The sequence below is a fragment of the Janthinobacterium agaricidamnosum genome, assembly GCF_003667705.1.
Lineage (GTDB): Bacteria > Pseudomonadota > Gammaproteobacteria > Burkholderiales > Burkholderiaceae_D > Janthinobacterium.
This window is the reverse complement of the sequence record NZ_CP033019.1, coordinates 2,627,462-2,643,204: the sequence shown is the minus strand read 5'-3', so window position 1 is coordinate 2,643,204 and position 15,743 is coordinate 2,627,462. Positions and strand designations below refer to the sequence as shown.

14 protein-coding genes and 1 pseudogene are annotated in these 15,743 nt (G+C 61.0%); 9 read left to right on the top strand and 6 right to left on the bottom strand.

Annotation, left to right across the window (positions count from 1 at the left end; all coding sequences use genetic code 11):
• From D9M09_RS11860 to D9M09_RS28925, 4 genes are all read left to right on the top strand, one after another.
• Positions 1-792: a hypothetical protein gene (locus tag D9M09_RS11860; protein WP_121669354.1), complete on the top strand. Its 792-nt coding sequence runs from the start codon at positions 1-3 to the stop codon at positions 790-792.
• Between the two features lie 198 nt (positions 793-990).
• Positions 991-1,485, top strand: coding sequence for a DUF1579 domain-containing protein (locus D9M09_RS11855; protein WP_121669353.1), 495 nt, complete (start codon positions 991-993; stop codon positions 1,483-1,485).
• An 846-nt stretch (positions 1,486-2,331) separates the two neighbouring features.
• Positions 2,332-2,757 carry a hypothetical protein gene (locus tag D9M09_RS11845; protein ID WP_121669352.1) on the top strand — a complete coding sequence of 142 codons (426 nt, stop codon included), beginning with the start codon at positions 2,332-2,334 and terminating at the stop codon, positions 2,755-2,757.
• 83 nt (positions 2,758-2,840) lie between these two features.
• The gene (locus D9M09_RS28925; RefSeq protein ID WP_162995642.1) at positions 2,841-3,278 is read left to right on the top strand and encodes a hypothetical protein; all 438 of its coding nucleotides are present in this window, start codon (positions 2,841-2,843) and stop codon (positions 3,276-3,278) included.
• Between the two features lie 237 nt (positions 3,279-3,515).
• Here D9M09_RS28925 and D9M09_RS11840 read toward each other — a convergent pair whose 3' ends face one another.
• The 5 genes from D9M09_RS11840 to D9M09_RS11820 are packed head-to-tail and all read right to left on the bottom strand — an operon-like array spanning position 3,516 to position 10,025.
• Positions 3,516-4,871 carry a toxin-antitoxin system YwqK family antitoxin gene (locus D9M09_RS11840; protein ID WP_162995641.1) on the bottom strand — a complete coding sequence of 452 codons (1,356 nt, stop codon included), beginning with the start codon at positions 4,869-4,871 and terminating at the stop codon, positions 3,516-3,518.
• The gene (locus D9M09_RS11835) at positions 4,856-6,202 is read right to left on the bottom strand and encodes a toxin-antitoxin system YwqK family antitoxin (RefSeq protein ID WP_121669350.1); all 1,347 of its coding nucleotides are present in this window, start codon (positions 6,200-6,202) and stop codon (positions 4,856-4,858) included. The genes D9M09_RS11840 and D9M09_RS11835 overlap by 16 nt, the downstream gene beginning before the upstream one ends.
• Positions 6,203-6,211: 9 nt before the next feature.
• Positions 6,212-8,572 carry a hypothetical protein gene (locus tag D9M09_RS29335; protein WP_205602355.1) on the bottom strand — a complete coding sequence of 787 codons (2,361 nt, stop codon included), beginning with the start codon at positions 8,570-8,572 and terminating at the stop codon, positions 6,212-6,214.
• Positions 8,569-9,327, bottom strand: coding sequence for a PP2C family serine/threonine-protein phosphatase (locus D9M09_RS11825; RefSeq protein WP_121669349.1), 759 nt, complete (start codon positions 9,325-9,327; stop codon positions 8,569-8,571). The genes D9M09_RS29335 and D9M09_RS11825 overlap by 4 nt, the downstream gene beginning before the upstream one ends.
• A 14-nt stretch (positions 9,328-9,341) precedes the next feature.
• Complete coding sequence (locus D9M09_RS11820) at positions 9,342-10,025, bottom strand: vWA domain-containing protein (RefSeq protein ID WP_121669348.1); 684 nt, start codon at positions 10,023-10,025, stop codon at positions 9,342-9,344.
• A 276-nt stretch (positions 10,026-10,301) separates the two neighbouring features.
• On the opposite strand from D9M09_RS11820, the gene D9M09_RS11815 reads away from it, so the two are divergent.
• The 4 genes from D9M09_RS11815 (at position 10,302) to D9M09_RS11800 (ending at position 12,689) form a co-directional block, all read left to right on the top strand.
• Positions 10,302-11,036 (top strand): helix-turn-helix transcriptional regulator, encoded by a 735-nt coding sequence (locus D9M09_RS11815; RefSeq protein WP_121669347.1) that lies wholly within the window; start codon positions 10,302-10,304, stop codon positions 11,034-11,036.
• A 186-nt stretch (positions 11,037-11,222) separates the two neighbouring features.
• Entirely contained in the window at positions 11,223-11,672 is a 450-nt protein-coding gene (locus D9M09_RS11810) for a hypothetical protein (protein ID WP_121669346.1), read from the top strand.
• A 33-nt stretch (positions 11,673-11,705) separates the two neighbouring features.
• A complete protein-coding gene (locus tag D9M09_RS11805) occupies positions 11,706-12,098 on the top strand; it encodes a hypothetical protein (protein ID WP_070218687.1) in 393 nt (130 codons plus the stop codon).
• 63 nt (positions 12,099-12,161) lie between these two features.
• The gene (locus D9M09_RS11800; RefSeq protein ID WP_121669345.1) at positions 12,162-12,689 is read left to right on the top strand and encodes a hypothetical protein; all 528 of its coding nucleotides are present in this window, start codon (positions 12,162-12,164) and stop codon (positions 12,687-12,689) included.
• Positions 12,690-12,763: 74 nt separating this feature from the next.
• Here D9M09_RS11800 and D9M09_RS11795 read toward each other — a convergent pair whose 3' ends face one another.
• Positions 12,764-14,800: a hypothetical protein gene (locus tag D9M09_RS11795; RefSeq protein ID WP_121669344.1), complete on the bottom strand. Its 2,037-nt coding sequence runs from the start codon at positions 14,798-14,800 to the stop codon at positions 12,764-12,766.
• Between the two features lie 274 nt (positions 14,801-15,074).
• On the opposite strand from D9M09_RS11795, the pseudogene D9M09_RS11790 reads away from it, so the two are divergent.
• Positions 15,075-15,733 (top strand): annotated as a pseudogene (locus tag D9M09_RS11790) (lipid II flippase family protein).
• Positions 15,734-15,743: the final 10 nt, after the last annotated feature.

The following is a 15,743-nucleotide window of genomic DNA, read 5'->3' as shown; positions in this document are numbered from 1 at the left end:
ATGGAAAAACAGACTGAAACGACGCCACTCGATCTGCGTTCTGCCGCATGGGCAAGCCTGACGGATGGTTACGGCGGCGCTGAAAAAATTCCCGCGCTGCTGCAGGACCTGCGGCGGAGCGACGCCGAGGCCCTGGACGATTTGTATGGCCATATTTGTCACCAGGGTTCGATTTATCCGGCTTCGGTCGCCGCATTCCCGCACCTGGTTTCCCTGGCGGCGACGCTGACTTCGCCGGACCTGCGCGCCGGCGTGCTGTCGCTGGCGGCCTCGATTCATGAAAGCGCCGGCTTCGACAAGGAATTGAAGGCATCCCCTTATGCCGCGGCCTTTAATGCCGCAGTCCCGGCCGCGCTCGTCATGGCAACCGCCGACCTGCGGCAGGTCGAAGACACGGTGAGCGGCATCTACCTGCTTAAGGCCGCCGCATCATTCGCCGGATTTGCCGGCGTGGCGCAAGTGCTGGGCGGCTTTGCCAACGAGGAGTTCTGCCTGGCATGTCCTGCCTGCGGCGTAGAGCTCTATGTGTGGCCGGTAGCGCAAGGGCTGTCGGTCGCCGCCGAGGATCCCGTCTTTACGCCAACAGCGAAAACGCTGCTGGTGATTGCCGGCCCTGCCGACAATTCACCCCACCTTGCCGCCTTTGCCTGGTTGCAAGCGCAAACGGACGCTTTGCCATTGCTGGATGACATCGCGTTTCGCTTGCCTTTCCTGTTTGGCAGCGCATGTTGCGCCGGATGCGGTCACGCTTTTTCACTGATGGATGCGCTGCTTAACGATGCAGTGGATTAATCCGGCAGCCTCACTGGAGCGCGCTTATTAAAGTCAGACACAAAACAACAATGTTTGACACAGGAGGCTGAGGTAGACATGGTCTCGGGAAGTTCCGCTTTCGGCCAATAGCGGACAGTTGAATATTTTTAACAGGGCCGTAGCTTTTACAATTTTCCCATGCAAAAATAACCATTTAATCCTCAGTCAGGAAAAACAATGGCATTGGAAACCCTCGCATCAGCGCCGAACGACTTTGACTTTGTCATAGGCGACTGGGCAGTGATTCATAAACGACTCAAACAGCGACTCGCGGACTGCCACGAGTGGGTGGAGTTCGACGGAGCAATGTCGACACAGAAGATTTTAGGTGGCTTTGGCAACCTTGAAGACAATGTTCTACATTTTCCGGAAGGAGAATTTCGAGCAATCGCACTGCGCTCTTATGACCAGTCAACAAAAAAATGGTCAATCTGGTGGCTTGATGGTCGATTTCCTGGTCAAATCGATGTTCCAGTCGTGGGCGAATTTAAAGACGGCGTCGGTACGTTTTTTGCAAAAGATACTTTTGCAAACTTGCCTATCACGGTTCGATTCTTATGGAGTCAGGTAGGGCCGGATGAACTTCGCTGGGAGCAAGCATTCTCGACCGATGACTGCAATACTTGGGAAACCAATTGGACAATGAGCTTTCATCGTCGCCTATCAATTTGACACGATATCCGGAACTATTGGAGGAAATCCGGGCATCGCTGACTTCGGATTTTCGAAAGGCAGCTAAGGGGCGCAACCTGCCAACGACGGCAACCGGCCAAAAGCCGACGTTGCCGCCAAAGATGACAACATATTGAATCGACATTGATGACGCCGCGAGAGATTCAAACCCTGATGAGAAAGTTTTGCTACTTCCGCGTTTCAGCGGCGGACGGATATCACCACCTCATAAAAGAGAACGTACTCGACGTGAATTTGGTGGATTCTTTGATTAGGGAATATGTAGGCACGAAGGACGTCATTGTTTACGCAAGTTCGCACCAGTGCGCCTTAGTCTCGTGCACTGAGGCTTACGAGCTTATCTGCGAATACAGGCGCAACGACGCCTCCGCAACTGTCCAGGTGGTGGCATCTGATTTTTCCGGGCGGGTCATGGTTGAGCCAATAGGTACAGGCGTTGGGGAACATCGCAAGGTGCTATTCTGACCTCCGACAGTATCCGGCCAGAAGCAGACGTATTCACGCTTTCGCATATACTGCACTGAACGAAGTGCCCCGGGAGAGGATGATGACTGAGAATAATGCACGACGACTTGCCTTCGCTGGTGCGTCATTGATCGCAGGTTTGATTTTGTTATGTGCGATGTTGAACTTCACTTTTCCGGAAGAGAGAATCTATAGAAATGGCTTTTGGATCTGCTTAGGCCTACTTTTTCTTTACGTGCGAACCGTGCCGAAAAAAATTTGGGTTCCCGATTGATTGGTTCGACTCAACCGCTCCTGCTCCCGGTGACGACAGCATACGGCCAAAAGCAGACAGGGCTGAAACGGCGAATAAGGAAAAAAATGAGTTACGTTGACGACGCGCTATTAGAATTGGATCGCCTCTATTGGCCTCGTACTATCATGGCGAGCTTATCTGGTTTGTATAGGCAGTACGAGGAACCAGAACGACAGATCAACACAATGAACCAAGGGCTAAAAACATTGCCGTTCATTTCGTATGCAAAAATCGGCTCGTTATTTGGATATGAGAAAGACGCAGTCGCTGCATATAACGACGCGGTTAAGTTGGCTTACTCTTGCATTGGGTGGGAGTTTGTTGGACTGTGCTCTGCCCTAGTCTATGGCGCACCCAAAACACGACGTCCTTGGGATGAGTATGTGCAATCCGGCGAAGAGTGTCTTAATGCGTACTTCCTTTCAAACGAAGCGTTTGATGATTTTGAAGCCTATATTTTGGAGCCGGCCAGGAGTGTGCTAGCCGATTAGCCGTTACTTCGACCCACTGAGGATTATGTCCGGTTTGGGGCGGAACCTGCCAACGACAGCTGCCGGCCAGAAGGAGACCTTCAATGAGCGCCAAAAATACAATACCAAGCCGTCATCAGTCGGTTTTGAAAGCTTGCTCGGTCCCCTTAGACTGGCGGGAAAAACGTAGTGATTCTCGAATAGAACTTGCACTTCAATCTGGAATAAGAATCTATCTTCAAGACTTGAGTGTTGAAGAAATTGTGGATTGTCTTGATAAACACCCTCAACTTGTCCGTGAATGGGAGATTGATATCGAAGACAGACGTGGTTCTGGAGGGTGGTCCTACGGTAAAAATGGCGATATATACGAGCTTGGAGAGGTGGGTAATGGCATGGTTTTTAAAAAAGTAGCTACTTTCGAAAGTAGACTAGAGGTCTGCGCAGTATTTGCTTTACTCTCAATCGCTGTATATTTAAATACTGAAATACCGGCAGCTGACTTGGCGCTGAAGCGTAGACGACTCTATCAGACGTCTTAATCGCGAGGGTCTGCAACGGGGCGGAACCTGCCGACCACAAAAGGCCCGGTCCGGCACAAACGGCCATGCGCCAAGGTCTCGTCCGGGCTGGCAGCGGTGTTTTACGCCAGCAGCACAGTGCTGCGACCGGACGAACCGTGGACGCCAACCAGTGTCATTCCCGTACCTGTACCTGTACCTGTCTCGCAAAAAAGGCAGGCCACGCATCAGTGATCGAACGGCAATAACCTTCCCTGCTCACGGTTCCGGTATCATCGGCGCGATGCCATCCTCCGTGTACGACATCTTGGCAGACGCACCCATACACTCCCCCTGCGGCTCGTCCGCCACATAGCGGCATTCGCTTTCCAGGCTGCCATCTGCGCGCCAGTGCCGGGTCCAGCCCTGGCGCTCGCCATCGACGTATTCGATCAGCTGCTTCGGCTTGCCATCGGCGTACCAAGAGCGCAATGCGCCCTCCTCGCGGCCGCCCTCGTTCCACTGTTTCTGCACGAGCAACACGCCTTGGGGGCTGAAGCGCTGTTCGCTGCGCAGCACGTAATGGCCGCTGTGCGTGCGCCGGCTGGCCACCTTGCCGTCCGGATAATATTCGACGCTTTCGCCGGCAGGCTTGCCATCGACATAACTGCCCGTGCTGCGCACTTTGCCATCTGGAAAATATTCCGTGCCCGGTCCCGTCCTGATGCCGTTGACATACAGGCTGCGGCTTTCCACGGTGCCGTCGGGATAGAACAGCAGCAGCTCGCCGTCCGTCTCGCCCTTGACCCGCGTCATGCGCGTGCGCAGCTTGCCGTGCTCATCGAACGTTTCCACCACACCATCGGCGCGGGCGCCGTTGCGGTAGGTGCGTGACTCGATCAGCTTGCCACTCTGGTGATAAGTCTGCTCCTCGCCCTCCTGCACGCCATTGCGCCACGTGCCGCGCATGGAAACCTGGCCGTCCGGGTAATAGCGGGTCTGCACGCCTTCCTGCACGCCGCGCCCGTCCTGCTCCACCAGCATTTCCAGCTGACCATGCGGGTAATACATGCTGTAGTTGCCCACCAGCTTGCCGCGCAGGTAATCGGGGGCGTCGACCTGGCCCGTCAGCCGCTTCGGCTCGCCTTCGCGCACGTGATAGATCTCGACTTGCCAGGTGCCCGGCGTCTTGCCGGGCGGCAGCGGAACGACCAGCGCATAGCGCGCATGTTCCTTCACTTCGCCGCGCGTCAGATTGTGATTCAGGTACAGGCGCGCCTTGCCGTCGGCACACGCTTGCGGCTCGCAGCCGCCCAGCTTGCTGACTTCGGGCATGGCGAGCGTCGCACCGGGTGCCGGACACGATCTGATGCGCATCAGCAAGGGCGTCGCCTCGCGTATCAACGGCGCCAGTTGCTGCTTCATGGCCGCGTATTGCGCTGCGTCCAGGTGCACGGACAAGGCATCCATGCGCACCTGGCGCCCGCCGCAACCGCTGTCGCTGGCCAGGGTCAGCACATCGCCGCCGGCCGCCGCCGCGATGGCGCTGACGACCTGGCGCTGCTCGATCTCGGCGCTGGCCAGCGCCGGCCACAGCAGCGTGGCGCCAAGCACGTGCTTCACAATGCGCGCCATGCTTGCTCCTTGCGTTCCAGTTCCTGCGATGGCAACGGCTCGCTGCAACCGCCCCGGGCCTTGCCGGCCACATACTGGCATTCGCTTTTCAGGCTGCCATCTTCGCGCCAGCTGCGGCTCCAGCCGTCGCGCCGGTCATTCACGTACTCGATCGATTGCTCGGGCTTGCCGTTCTCGTACCACGAGCGCGACGTGCCCTGCTCGCGCCATTGCGCATCCCAGCGTCGTTCCAGCACCAGCACGCCCTGCGGACTGTAGCGCTGCAGGCTCAGCAGCCCGCCCTTGTCGCCGTACCGCTGGCGGCTTTGCACCTTGCCGTCGGGATAGAACTCCAGCGCTTCCCCGACCGGCAAATCGTCGACCTGCGTCATCCTGGCGTGCACGGCGCCATCGGGGTAGTAATTCGTCGTCAAGCCATTAGACTTGCCATCGTGCATTTCCGAGCGGCTGGAGACTTTTCCATTCGGGAAATACGTGAGCATCTCGCCTTCCATCTTGCCGCTGCGTAAAGTGTAGCTGGTACTGGGCTTGCCATTTTCATCGAAGGTTTGCACTGGCCCGTCCAGGCGCTGGCCGTCGCGGTAGCTGCTCGTCTCGCTCAGCTTGCCCGTCGCGTGATAGCGCTGGTGCTCGCCCTCTGGCATGCCATGGCGCCAATTGCCGCGCAGCTCCAGCGTGCCGTCGGGATAGTACTTGCTGCCGATGCCGTGTTGCCGGCCTTGCCCATCCTGCGCCACCTGTTTCTCGACCTTGCCATTGGGGAAATACGTCACATAGCCGCCCACCAGCTCGCCGGAGGCATAATCGGCGCGGTTGACCTGGCCGGACAGGCGCAACTTGTGGTCGGCGACGCTATAAATATCGACCTTCCATGTGCCTGACAGCTTGCCTTTCGGCAAGGGCAACAGCAGTACGTTGGGCGCTTTTTCCTGCTCGATGGGGTAGAAACCTGCGTGCAGGTACAGCCGCGCCCGGCCATCGGCACAGGCGGCTGGCGTGCAGGCGGCGATCTGGCGCACGATGGGCACGCTTGCATCCTCTGGGCATTTTTTCAGGGTGACGAGCATGGGCGTCTTGCTGCGGATGTGCCGGGCCAGATCGGCTTTCAGCGCGTCGTACGGCGCCTCGTCCAGATTGACCGAGCGGGCATCCATGCGAATCTGCTTGCCGCCGCAGGCCGTCGTGCCGGCAATCGTGAACACATCGCCGCCTTCGCTATCTTGCTCGCTGGCCATGCTGGCCAGCACCTGGCGCTGCACGATGTCCGCCTGCGCCATGCCCGGATACAACAAGCAGGCGCCCAACATGGCGCATAGGATCTTGATTTTCATGCTATTCCTTTAATTTTGCGTCGTGGCGGGCGCGTCGGCAGGCACGAAACTGGCACGGCCATTGCGGTAGCGCACCAGCACGTCAACCTTGCCGTCCTGGAATTGTCCATTTTTCACGGACGGGTTGAAAGTCCAGCTCTTCAGGCTATCCAGGATGACCTTGTTGAGCATGGGCTCCATGAATTGCTCGGCCCGCGCAGCGGTCAGGCTGCCATCGGCAGCGATGGACAGGGTCAGGCGGCTTTCGCCGCTGGCCTGCGCCTCACTCAACACGCGGTAGGCGACGGTGGCCATCGTGTCGCGCTGCACGCTGGCGCCCTGGTCTGGCGGCGCCGGCAAGGCTGCCAACTTCTTTGCCAGCAAGGCACCGTCTGCCAGCGCCTTGTCCCAGCGCTTCGGATAGGCGCCCGGCTGCACCAGGCGCAGCATATTGGCCGCGCGCTCCATGCGGCTGGCAGTGCGCTCGACGCCGTTGTCGGCCGCTTCGCCTTCTTCGGCCGGCATGGCATTCTGCGCCGTATGGCGCTGCGCCGTCACTTGCGCCAGCGCCACCAGGTTGGCGGCATCCTGCTCGCCCCCGCCGCCGCGCAGCAGCGCCGTGGCGGCGATGCCGAGCCAGGCCACGCCATCAGTCGGACGTGCCCACACGGCTTGCTCGAAGTACTGGCGCGCCGCTTGCGGCTCGTTCAGGCTCAGGTGCGTGCGCGCCAACGCCGCCGCGGCCAGGTGGTCGCGCGGATCGGCTTGCAGCAAATCGAGGTAGGTATCGGACAGGCTGGATTGGTAGCCGGGCAGCCAGCCCATGCTTTCCATCATCGAGGTGCGCAGGCGCGTGCGCGTCAGGTCGCCACTGTAGCCCGACGATTTTTCCCGTTCGCTGCGGTACAGCAGTTGCAGGCCCCGCACGACGGCGGCATCGTCGCCCTTGCCCATGGCTTGCGACAGGCTGCGCACGGCACGGCGCACGTCCGACTGCTGCAATGCACCGGCCTTGCGCGCATGCCAATCCAGCTGTTCCAGCCCGGCTACGGGCACCGTCGTGGCTTGTTGCCCGGTCTTCTTTTCCGCATCGTCCGGTACGGCGGTCCAGATCGCAAAACCGATCACGAACAGCACGATCAGGATGACGATGACCACCCAGCCCGTGTCCGACACGGCGGACTGGCCTTGCGCGGCCGGCGCCGGCGCGGCGTTGCCAGGCAAGGTACGCGGACGCCGCGGCGGCGGCGCCTGCCTTGCCTGCGCCGAAGCCTGAGCCTGAGCCTGAGCCTGAGCCTGAGCCTGAGCCTGAGCCGAAGCTTGCGCGGCCGCGCCGATCACCTTGTCGCGCGCGCAGGCCGCGCAACCGTGGCCCGCAAAATGCTGATGTTCGGGATTCACGGCGCACAGTGTCAACTTGCCGCCGCTGCGCTGCGCATAACCGCGCAGCAATTGCGCCCAGTCGGCCGCCGAGGGCCGCTGGGAGTTTGGCGACTGGGAAAACGCGCGGTCGAACATGGCGCGCAGCTCGGGCGGCATCAGCGCGTGGCCGCTGGTGGCGTTCGGCGCCAGCAGCTTGTGGCGCTTCACGCCATACGCGTAATAACCATCGCGGATGCGGCCGGGAATATCGGTGGCCACCTGCGCATTGCCGGGCCGCCCGCTGTACGGGTGGATGCCGAAGTTGAGCAACTGGAAGATGACGACGGCCAGGGCGAAACGGTCTTGCGCCATTTCCGTGCCCGCAGGCATGCCCTTGCGCTGGAATTCCGGCGCCAGGTAGTCGGCCGTGAATTGCTCGGCAGGAAAACGCTCCGCATGGCCCTGGATGCTGAAACCGTCGCAATCGAGCATGGCGATGTACAGCGAATCGCGGTAAAAGCGCAGGTTCACGGGTTTTAAGTCGACCACGTAATGCTGCTGCTGGTGCAGCGCGTCGAGGACGGCGGCCAGATTGGCGGCCAGGGTCAGCTTGGGACCGAGTCCCGTGGGCAAGCCGGCCGCGCGTGCTTGCCGCTCCTGCATGATCTGTTCCAGCTCGGCCGTCTGCGCCATGTCAAGCAGGGGCATGACGAAACCGGCGAAGCCGCCCTGGCCGTCGAACACGGCCGCTTGCGGCCACGCGATCTGCACATAGCGCTTGCCGTTTTCCACTTGATCGGGCAATTCGGGCGACAGTTCCAGCATCGCTTCGAGCTTGCGCCGGTTGGCGGCCCGGTCCAGGTGCGGGTGGTACAGCTTGGCCACCTGCGCGGGCGCGCCGGGCAGCAGATACACGCTGCCCGCCCCGCCGCTTTTAATCAGTTTGCCCAGTACCAGGCTGCGGACTTTATCGAGCCATATCTTGCCGCCCGGACTCAATCCGGGCGTGACTCCCTGCTTCCGGCTCATGCGCGCAAGGCCAGCAGCAGGGTCTTGTCGTCGCCCGTGATCTGGTGCGTGCGCGGGTCGGCCAGGGTGGACGCCAGCGCCGTATTGCCCAGCTCGCTGCTCTCGACCGTGCGCAGATAGCCTTGCACGGCATCCATGAACGGCGCGTACAGCGCTGCATTGTTCTTGCTCATGGCAAAGGGCATGCAGCCATCCGACATCAGCACGACGCCGCGCACGGCTTGCGGAATCGCCAGCAGGCGCAACTGTTCGCGCCAGCGCTCGCCACTGATGAAATATGTTTCATTGGCGTATTCGCCGTTCGCGGGCAGCGAGATCAGTTCGCCACCGTCCATCAGTTGCGCCACGCCCAGGCCGTCGCCCAGGTGGAAGAAGAAGCCGGCATCCGCGCCCATCACCACGCCCACCACCGTGCTGGCGTAGTCGTCCAAGGTGGCATTGGCGGCGCGGGCGATGTCGTCGAGCGCGGCGCGGATCTGCGCCAGGGTGCCCGCCAGCGCGCCGTCATGCAGATCCTGCACGGTGGCGCCCTGCTCCAGCCGTCCGGCCAGCGCCTGCACGGTTTGCGCGGCAACAAACTGCGCGCCCTGCTCGCTGAGCCTGGCCGAGCCGGCGCCATCGCAGACGATGGCCACCAAAACGTCGTTCACGACGGCGTGCGCGTGCGCGTCTTGGCAAGGAATGTCCTTATCCAGGTGCGCCTTGCCCGTGACGGACGCGCCGAACACGCGCCAATGCTGATTTGCTATTGCCATGGATCAACGGGCTTTCACGTACTCACGACAGACCAGCCGTCCGTCGACGCCAGCTGCGCCTGCGCGCCGGGGCGCGACTGCGACACCACCTGCATGCTGGCGCTCAGCCACAGGAACAGCTCGCGGAACTGCAAGCCTTTCAGCTGCTTGACGCCCCGTTCGCCACGGCTGGAAAACTGCCCCAGCGTATCGATGTTCGCATGGTCGCCCACGGCGATGGGGAAGATCGCCACTTTATTCGCCTGTTCAGCCGCGCGCGCCTGCTCGGCGCCGCGCTGCCAGCGGTCCGTCGGCTCGCCGTCCGACATCAAAAACAGCCACGGCCGCGTGTACGCCACGCCCGCCGCGCGGAAGCGCTGCTTTTCCTGCTCGATCTCGGCCAGGGCCAGTTCGACAGCCGCCCCGGTCGGCGTGGTGCCGTTCGCTTCAAGCCGGGGCGCCGTGAAATCCATGGCGTCGCACCAGGTGCTGGCCACCACGGCTTCATCGTGGGCGCCGTATTGAATCACGAGGATGCGCACGCGCTTGGCGGCGATCACATCGGACTTGAGTTCCTGTTCCAGCAAGGCCAGGCCATCGTTGAGCAGCGCGACGGGTTCGCCATCCATGCTGCCGGAGCAGTCGAGCACGAGCACCAGCGGCGTGCGTTGTTCGGTGTTGTCGACCAGGGCGACGTCGGGAATCATTATTGAACTCATGGGCAATCGGTAAATGTGAAATCGGACATAGTGCGAATCTTACATCATGGCCATGATTTACCCGCGCGAGTTTCCTGCAGAACACTATCCAGAAGGACAGGCGTGAACCATTGCGGCACCGATATCTTTGTACTATCTTGATAGTTGCCCAGGACAGAAGGCAGCGAACAGACTTTCCTCACAAAGGTGGGACGAATCGCTGCGCAACACCGCCCTTACCCAGTTCCGCACCTGCGCGCCTGCGGCACATTGATGTAGTCAGGATTGGGGGCAAGCATGGACACAGGTACAGCAACGGCGGATGTGGGGAAACTGATCGCCGCCATGTACGACTCGGCCTGTGGCGCGGGCGACTGGCCGCAGCTCGACAGCGCTGACCTGAGCGGCCAGCAATGGCAGGAACTCTTGCCGCATCTGCAACGCGCCCTGTGCCTGCAGCAGCGCCTGCGCGAAGCGCAACTGGCCAGCCATTGCGCGCTGGCGGCACTCGACGCCATGGGCGCCATCGTGCTGGTGCTCGACGCCAACCTGGGACTGCGTTTCGCCACGCCCGCCGGCCACGCCTTGCATGCGGCGCAACTGGCGCACGCCGCGCCGCCCGACTTGGCGCGCGCCGTGCGCATGGTCATCGGCAGCACCGGCGGCGCAGCGCAATGCCAGTCGCTGCGCCTGGCCCGCAGGCAGCAAGGTCCCCTGGCCCTGACAGTCACACCGCTTGCCGATTGCCAGCCCCCATGCGCGCTGCTGATCGCGCGCGATCCCACCCAAGCGAGCACGTCTGTCACTGCCTTGCGGCAGCTGTTCGACTTGACGCAAGCCGAAGCGCAAGTGGGCAAGGCACTGGCGCAAGGGGCCACCATCGAGGAAATCGCCGCGCGCGGCGGCATCAGCGTCAATACCGTCAAGACGCATCTGCACCACACCTATTTGAAGACCGACACGCGGCGCCAGGGCGAGCTGATCGCGCTGATCCACGGCGCGACGGCGCACCTGACCGTGTTGGATGCATGAGGCCGTGTCATCCGATCGGATGATGTGCGCGGCATCTTGCCTGCCTACACTGGCAAGACCGGGCGCTCCCGCCTTGCCAAGGTCACCACGGCGCACGCGGGCCACCCGGCGCGATTTCCCTGGCATCGACAACAATATCGCCGCGCCGGCAGCGGACGGCACCAAAGTTCAAGGATGGGTAAAAAAATGAAAACATGGATCTTGGCCGGCACCCTGGGCATCTGCGCCCTGCTGGCAAATGCACAAACGCTTCCCGACAGCCAGACCGTCGTCATTCCAGGCGGGCGCATGCAGACGATCGAACTGCCCGCCCACAGGCACTTCATGAGCGCGCAAGAATTTTCTCCGTTCCGCGGCGGCTATGAGCTGTCGAACGGACAAGTGCTGTACCTGCGCAACGCCAGCAGCATCGGCGCCATGATGTATGCGCGCATCGATGACCAGGAAGAACACCGCATCGTCGCCAGCGGCAGCAACAGCTTCGTGGCGCTCGACCGGCAAATGGCCATGCGCATCGACTTGCGCGACAATGGCAGGGTGGGCGGCGAAGTGCTGATGGTGGTGCCGGCCGAAAAACTGGCCAGCGGCGACATCGTGCCCGCCCATGTTCAAAGCATGAGCCTGGCATCGCGCTGATGCAGCAAGCCGCCTTCCGCATGGGTGACAGCCATGAGCAAGCAATATTCTGTGCAACAGCAAAACGCGCTGACCCTGGCCGCCATCAAACAGACGGCGGCCTGGTGGCGCGCCCGCCCCCTGCCCGACGCCTTGCGCCAGTGCGCGGCCAGCCATGGCGTGGCGCTGGACACGGCCATCATGCTCGACCTGCAACTGGCCTTCCCCGACCTCCCCCTCGTCTGCGGCAAGCTGCTGAGCGCCGATGGCCGCTTCATCCATTTCGAAATGGACCTCGACGACGATCTGCGCCCTTTGCCTGGCAGCGTGGCGTGGGATGACATCAGCGCCAGAGTTGACTTGGCCGCACACAAGCGCGGCACGGGCGTGGGCTATGGGGTGTTGTGCAAGAAAGTGCTGCAGGAATTGAATCGCGGCGCGCCCTAGCCGAACCGCTGCCGCCACATGCTATGATCGGCGCCCCGATCATGAGACAGATGGCAACGGCACATGCAACACTCACCCGGCAACAACCCGATCTCGACGCTGCTGCGCGGCGTCCTGCGCCTGCTGGCCTGGCCCCTGCTGGCCCTGGTCAGCGCCGCCTGCACCAGCACCACGCGCCATCCTGCCAGCGAGCCCACGCAAGTCGTCCTGCGCTTTACCTATGACGACGGCAAGCCGATGCGGCATGACGATTACCTGGCCAATGCGCGCCAGCAAACGTACATCAAGCGCTGCAGCAAGATAGGCAGCACCACTGTCTGCGACGTCGGCTCGGATCCACTGTTCACGGGCGGCGACGCCCCGCTGGACGCCAACGGCGAAGTGCGCGTCACCCTGCACTCGACCGGCCCCATCGGCAACAATCCGACCACTCATTGCATCAAGGGCAAAGGCTACGTCTTTGATTCCGGCGACTGGAAGCGCGGTCCCTTCAGCCCCGGCCAGGTGATCGAGATCCGCTACAGGATACGCGAAATGGACATGGCGTGCCCCTGGTCGTCGGGCACGCCGCCGTGGTGGGACAAAAGCTAGTCGTGCCGTGACTTCGGTTGAGGCCGCTTGCCCGGAATGCAGGCAGCCAAGGCACGCCAGCGCACCATTGCCCGTCACTGCGGCCAGCGGGCCTTGGCGCGCGCCTTGATCTTGCTGGCGACTGCCGCCAGGTCGTCATATTTGCCATTGTCGACCCAGGTGGTGTACATGAAGCCATCGACGCCCGTCACGCCGTCTGCTTCGGCCGCATCCAGATTGTCGAGCCATTCGTCCGTCAGCGGCAAGTCGTCGTAATACAGGGCAATCACCTGCTTGAGATTGCGGTCGTGGAAAAATTTCAACGAAGACTGCTGCAGCGGGATGGCCGGCGGGTCAACGTACACATTCCTCTGCGTCCAGTTGACGATGACGGTATTCGGCTCGATGCCGTCGGCAGCCCCCAGCAGACTGCCATTGACCATGAAATACTTGTCGATGGCATTCATGTTGGGATCGAACATGTCGTTCCACACATACAGTTCCACGCCAGGATTGACCTGCTTGACCATCGCTTGCATGGCCGTCATCGTGCCGGCCAGGTAGGCGCCCGCGCTCGCGTACTGGCAGGTCGGGTCCCAGTTCATGATGCGCCACTCGTCGTAATTGATGAAGAACTTCTGGCTGGTGGGATACAGCGCCTTGATTTTTTCGTAGCCCTGCCTTTGCAAGGCCATGAATTGCGGCGGACAAGCGCTGGCGGGCGAGGTCCAGACCGGCATCATGTTCTTCGCCTCTTGGTACCACGACACCAGCAAGTTGCTGCCATCGGGGATGGCGCTGGTGGCGGGAATTGCCAGCGATTCGATGCCAGCCACGTAATCCTTGCCATTCACCGAGGAGTATTGCACCGTGCCATCAGCCGAAGTGACGACTATCGGCAGCCCCGCGCGCGTGATTGTATGCGCGAGGCCAATTTCGCGGATCTGCATGTCGTCTATCCAGGCCTGGCCCGCCTCGTTATTCTTTGCATTGCTCCAGGCGCCAAGGTAGAAACGGATGCTGGTATTGGCGCCGGTATTGAAATCGAAGTTGTAGTTCGTCCAATCCTGGTCAGGCAATACCGTGTTCGGCAAGGCGTTCCAGGCACCATTCGTCGTACCCCGCCCCATCGGATACAAATTCAGGTACAGCGGTACCTTGACGGCATCGTCATAGATCTGCACCTTCAGCGGCGCCTTGTAGTTCGCCGTGCGCAGCCAGAACGACACGCGGTAAGCCGTGTGCGCCTTCAAATTGACAAACCGCCGATGCAAGCGCGTTTGCGTCTTCACGCTGCCGTCAGGCAGCAACACATTCGGCTGCGACAGCCGGATCGCACCCTTGCCCGGCACGTTGCCCGTCTTGAGGTGGTCGGTACCGCCGTCGAAGCTGACCGTGCCGGGGTCCATCAAGTCCCATGGCCCATTGCCGTTGCTGAAATTGTCGTTGGCCAGCCAGCGCACGGCCGGTACCGCCCGCCCCTGGGTGACGACAAACGGCGTCTTTTCCACGGCAAGCGCCTCCGACAGTTCCGGCTGCAATTGCGCAGGGATGTGCGGATGGCCGCCCATCGGTATCAATTCTATTTGCTGCTCCAGCGCCAGTTGCTTGATCGCCGCCAGATTGCCGGCGAAATCGGGCGAATCGCGCGAGTCGGAAATATATGAGTCTTCGCCGCCGATATTGACGACGATGCCGTTATAGCCCAGCGCTGCCGCGTTGACGATCAGCGCCGACAACTTGTTGAAGTCCGCGTTCGCGGTTTTTTTACCCCAAGCAATACCGCCATAAAAATAGATCCAGCGTTTGGTAAAGCAATTCGTTACGCAGACGGGCGCCAGCTGCACCATCACTTGCTGCGACACGCTGGCACCGCCACCCTGGCACGTCACCGTATAGCTAGTGGCCCCCTGCAGCGCCGGCGGCGTGTACGAGCCCGTCAGGGGCAGCGACGGCGACCACGACGCAGCGCACGATTCGGCGCCCAGCGCATCCCAGGCGATCGAGGTGCTCGTTCCCTTGGCCACCACGTCCGGGCTGGCGGACAAGTGCACAGTGGGCGCAGCGATGGCCAGCCCTGTCAGGCAAGTGCCCATGAGTACGGCGATACGGCTGAAAGCGAGCTGGCGCATGGCATTCCTTATCAAAGCAGAATTTTCATTTTAATAAGTTTTTGCATTTTTTGCAATTCCGTCCCGAATAAGACGAACGCATGTAGCGCAGTTACGCTGCCGCCGTCACCCAACGGCAGAGTGTACCCCGGTTTCTGTACCGGGCTGGCAATACACTGCGCGCCAGCCAAAACACCACAAATCTCCCATCACAGGAAAATTAACTTATTTGCAGTTGAAAAATAAATAATTTCATGGCAGCATGGAATTACATTTTCCATACTGCAAGGTTGTGATGGACAAGCAATTGCTGCTGATTTACGCACTGGCGTTCATCATCCCCTTCATCGCCACCCTGGCCTACTCCGTGCGCATCGCCGGCATCCGCACGCGGCGGCTGGCCCTGTTCAGCATTCCAATGCTGCTGTCGCCGCCCCTTAAATTCATTCCAGCGCGCCTTCTGCCGCGCCGTCGAGCATTTCCAGGTACACAGGTCGGTGCCGAAACTGCTGCTGCACGCCGTCTTCAAGGGCGGCTTGTCCTACCTCAAGACCTCCGCCAGCCTGCCCAAGCCCGCCAACGTCACGGGCCTGCGCCAAAAATCGGGCGTCTCCGTCTCCATCGTCATCGCCACGGCCCTGTGGACGGTGGGCGCATCTTTGTCCACCTTACACCGCCGCCCTGTACGCAGGCGTGCTCGACCAGAGCGTGCGAGTCACCTCCAGCACGCTTTCATCGATCATCAACGGCGGCGCCACCATCATGATGGCCATCTTCATCGACCCGCATATCTCGGGCATGACGGATGACGTCATCGAAGGCAAGATCGAAGAGTCGCAATTCGGGTGCGCGGTGGTGTGGCTGGTGGGGGTTCGATTGGCAGGAACGCTGATTGCGCAGTTTTTGCTGGTGCCGTCGACGGTGGTGATTGTGGGTTTCGCGAATAAACTTTAATAAATAAAAT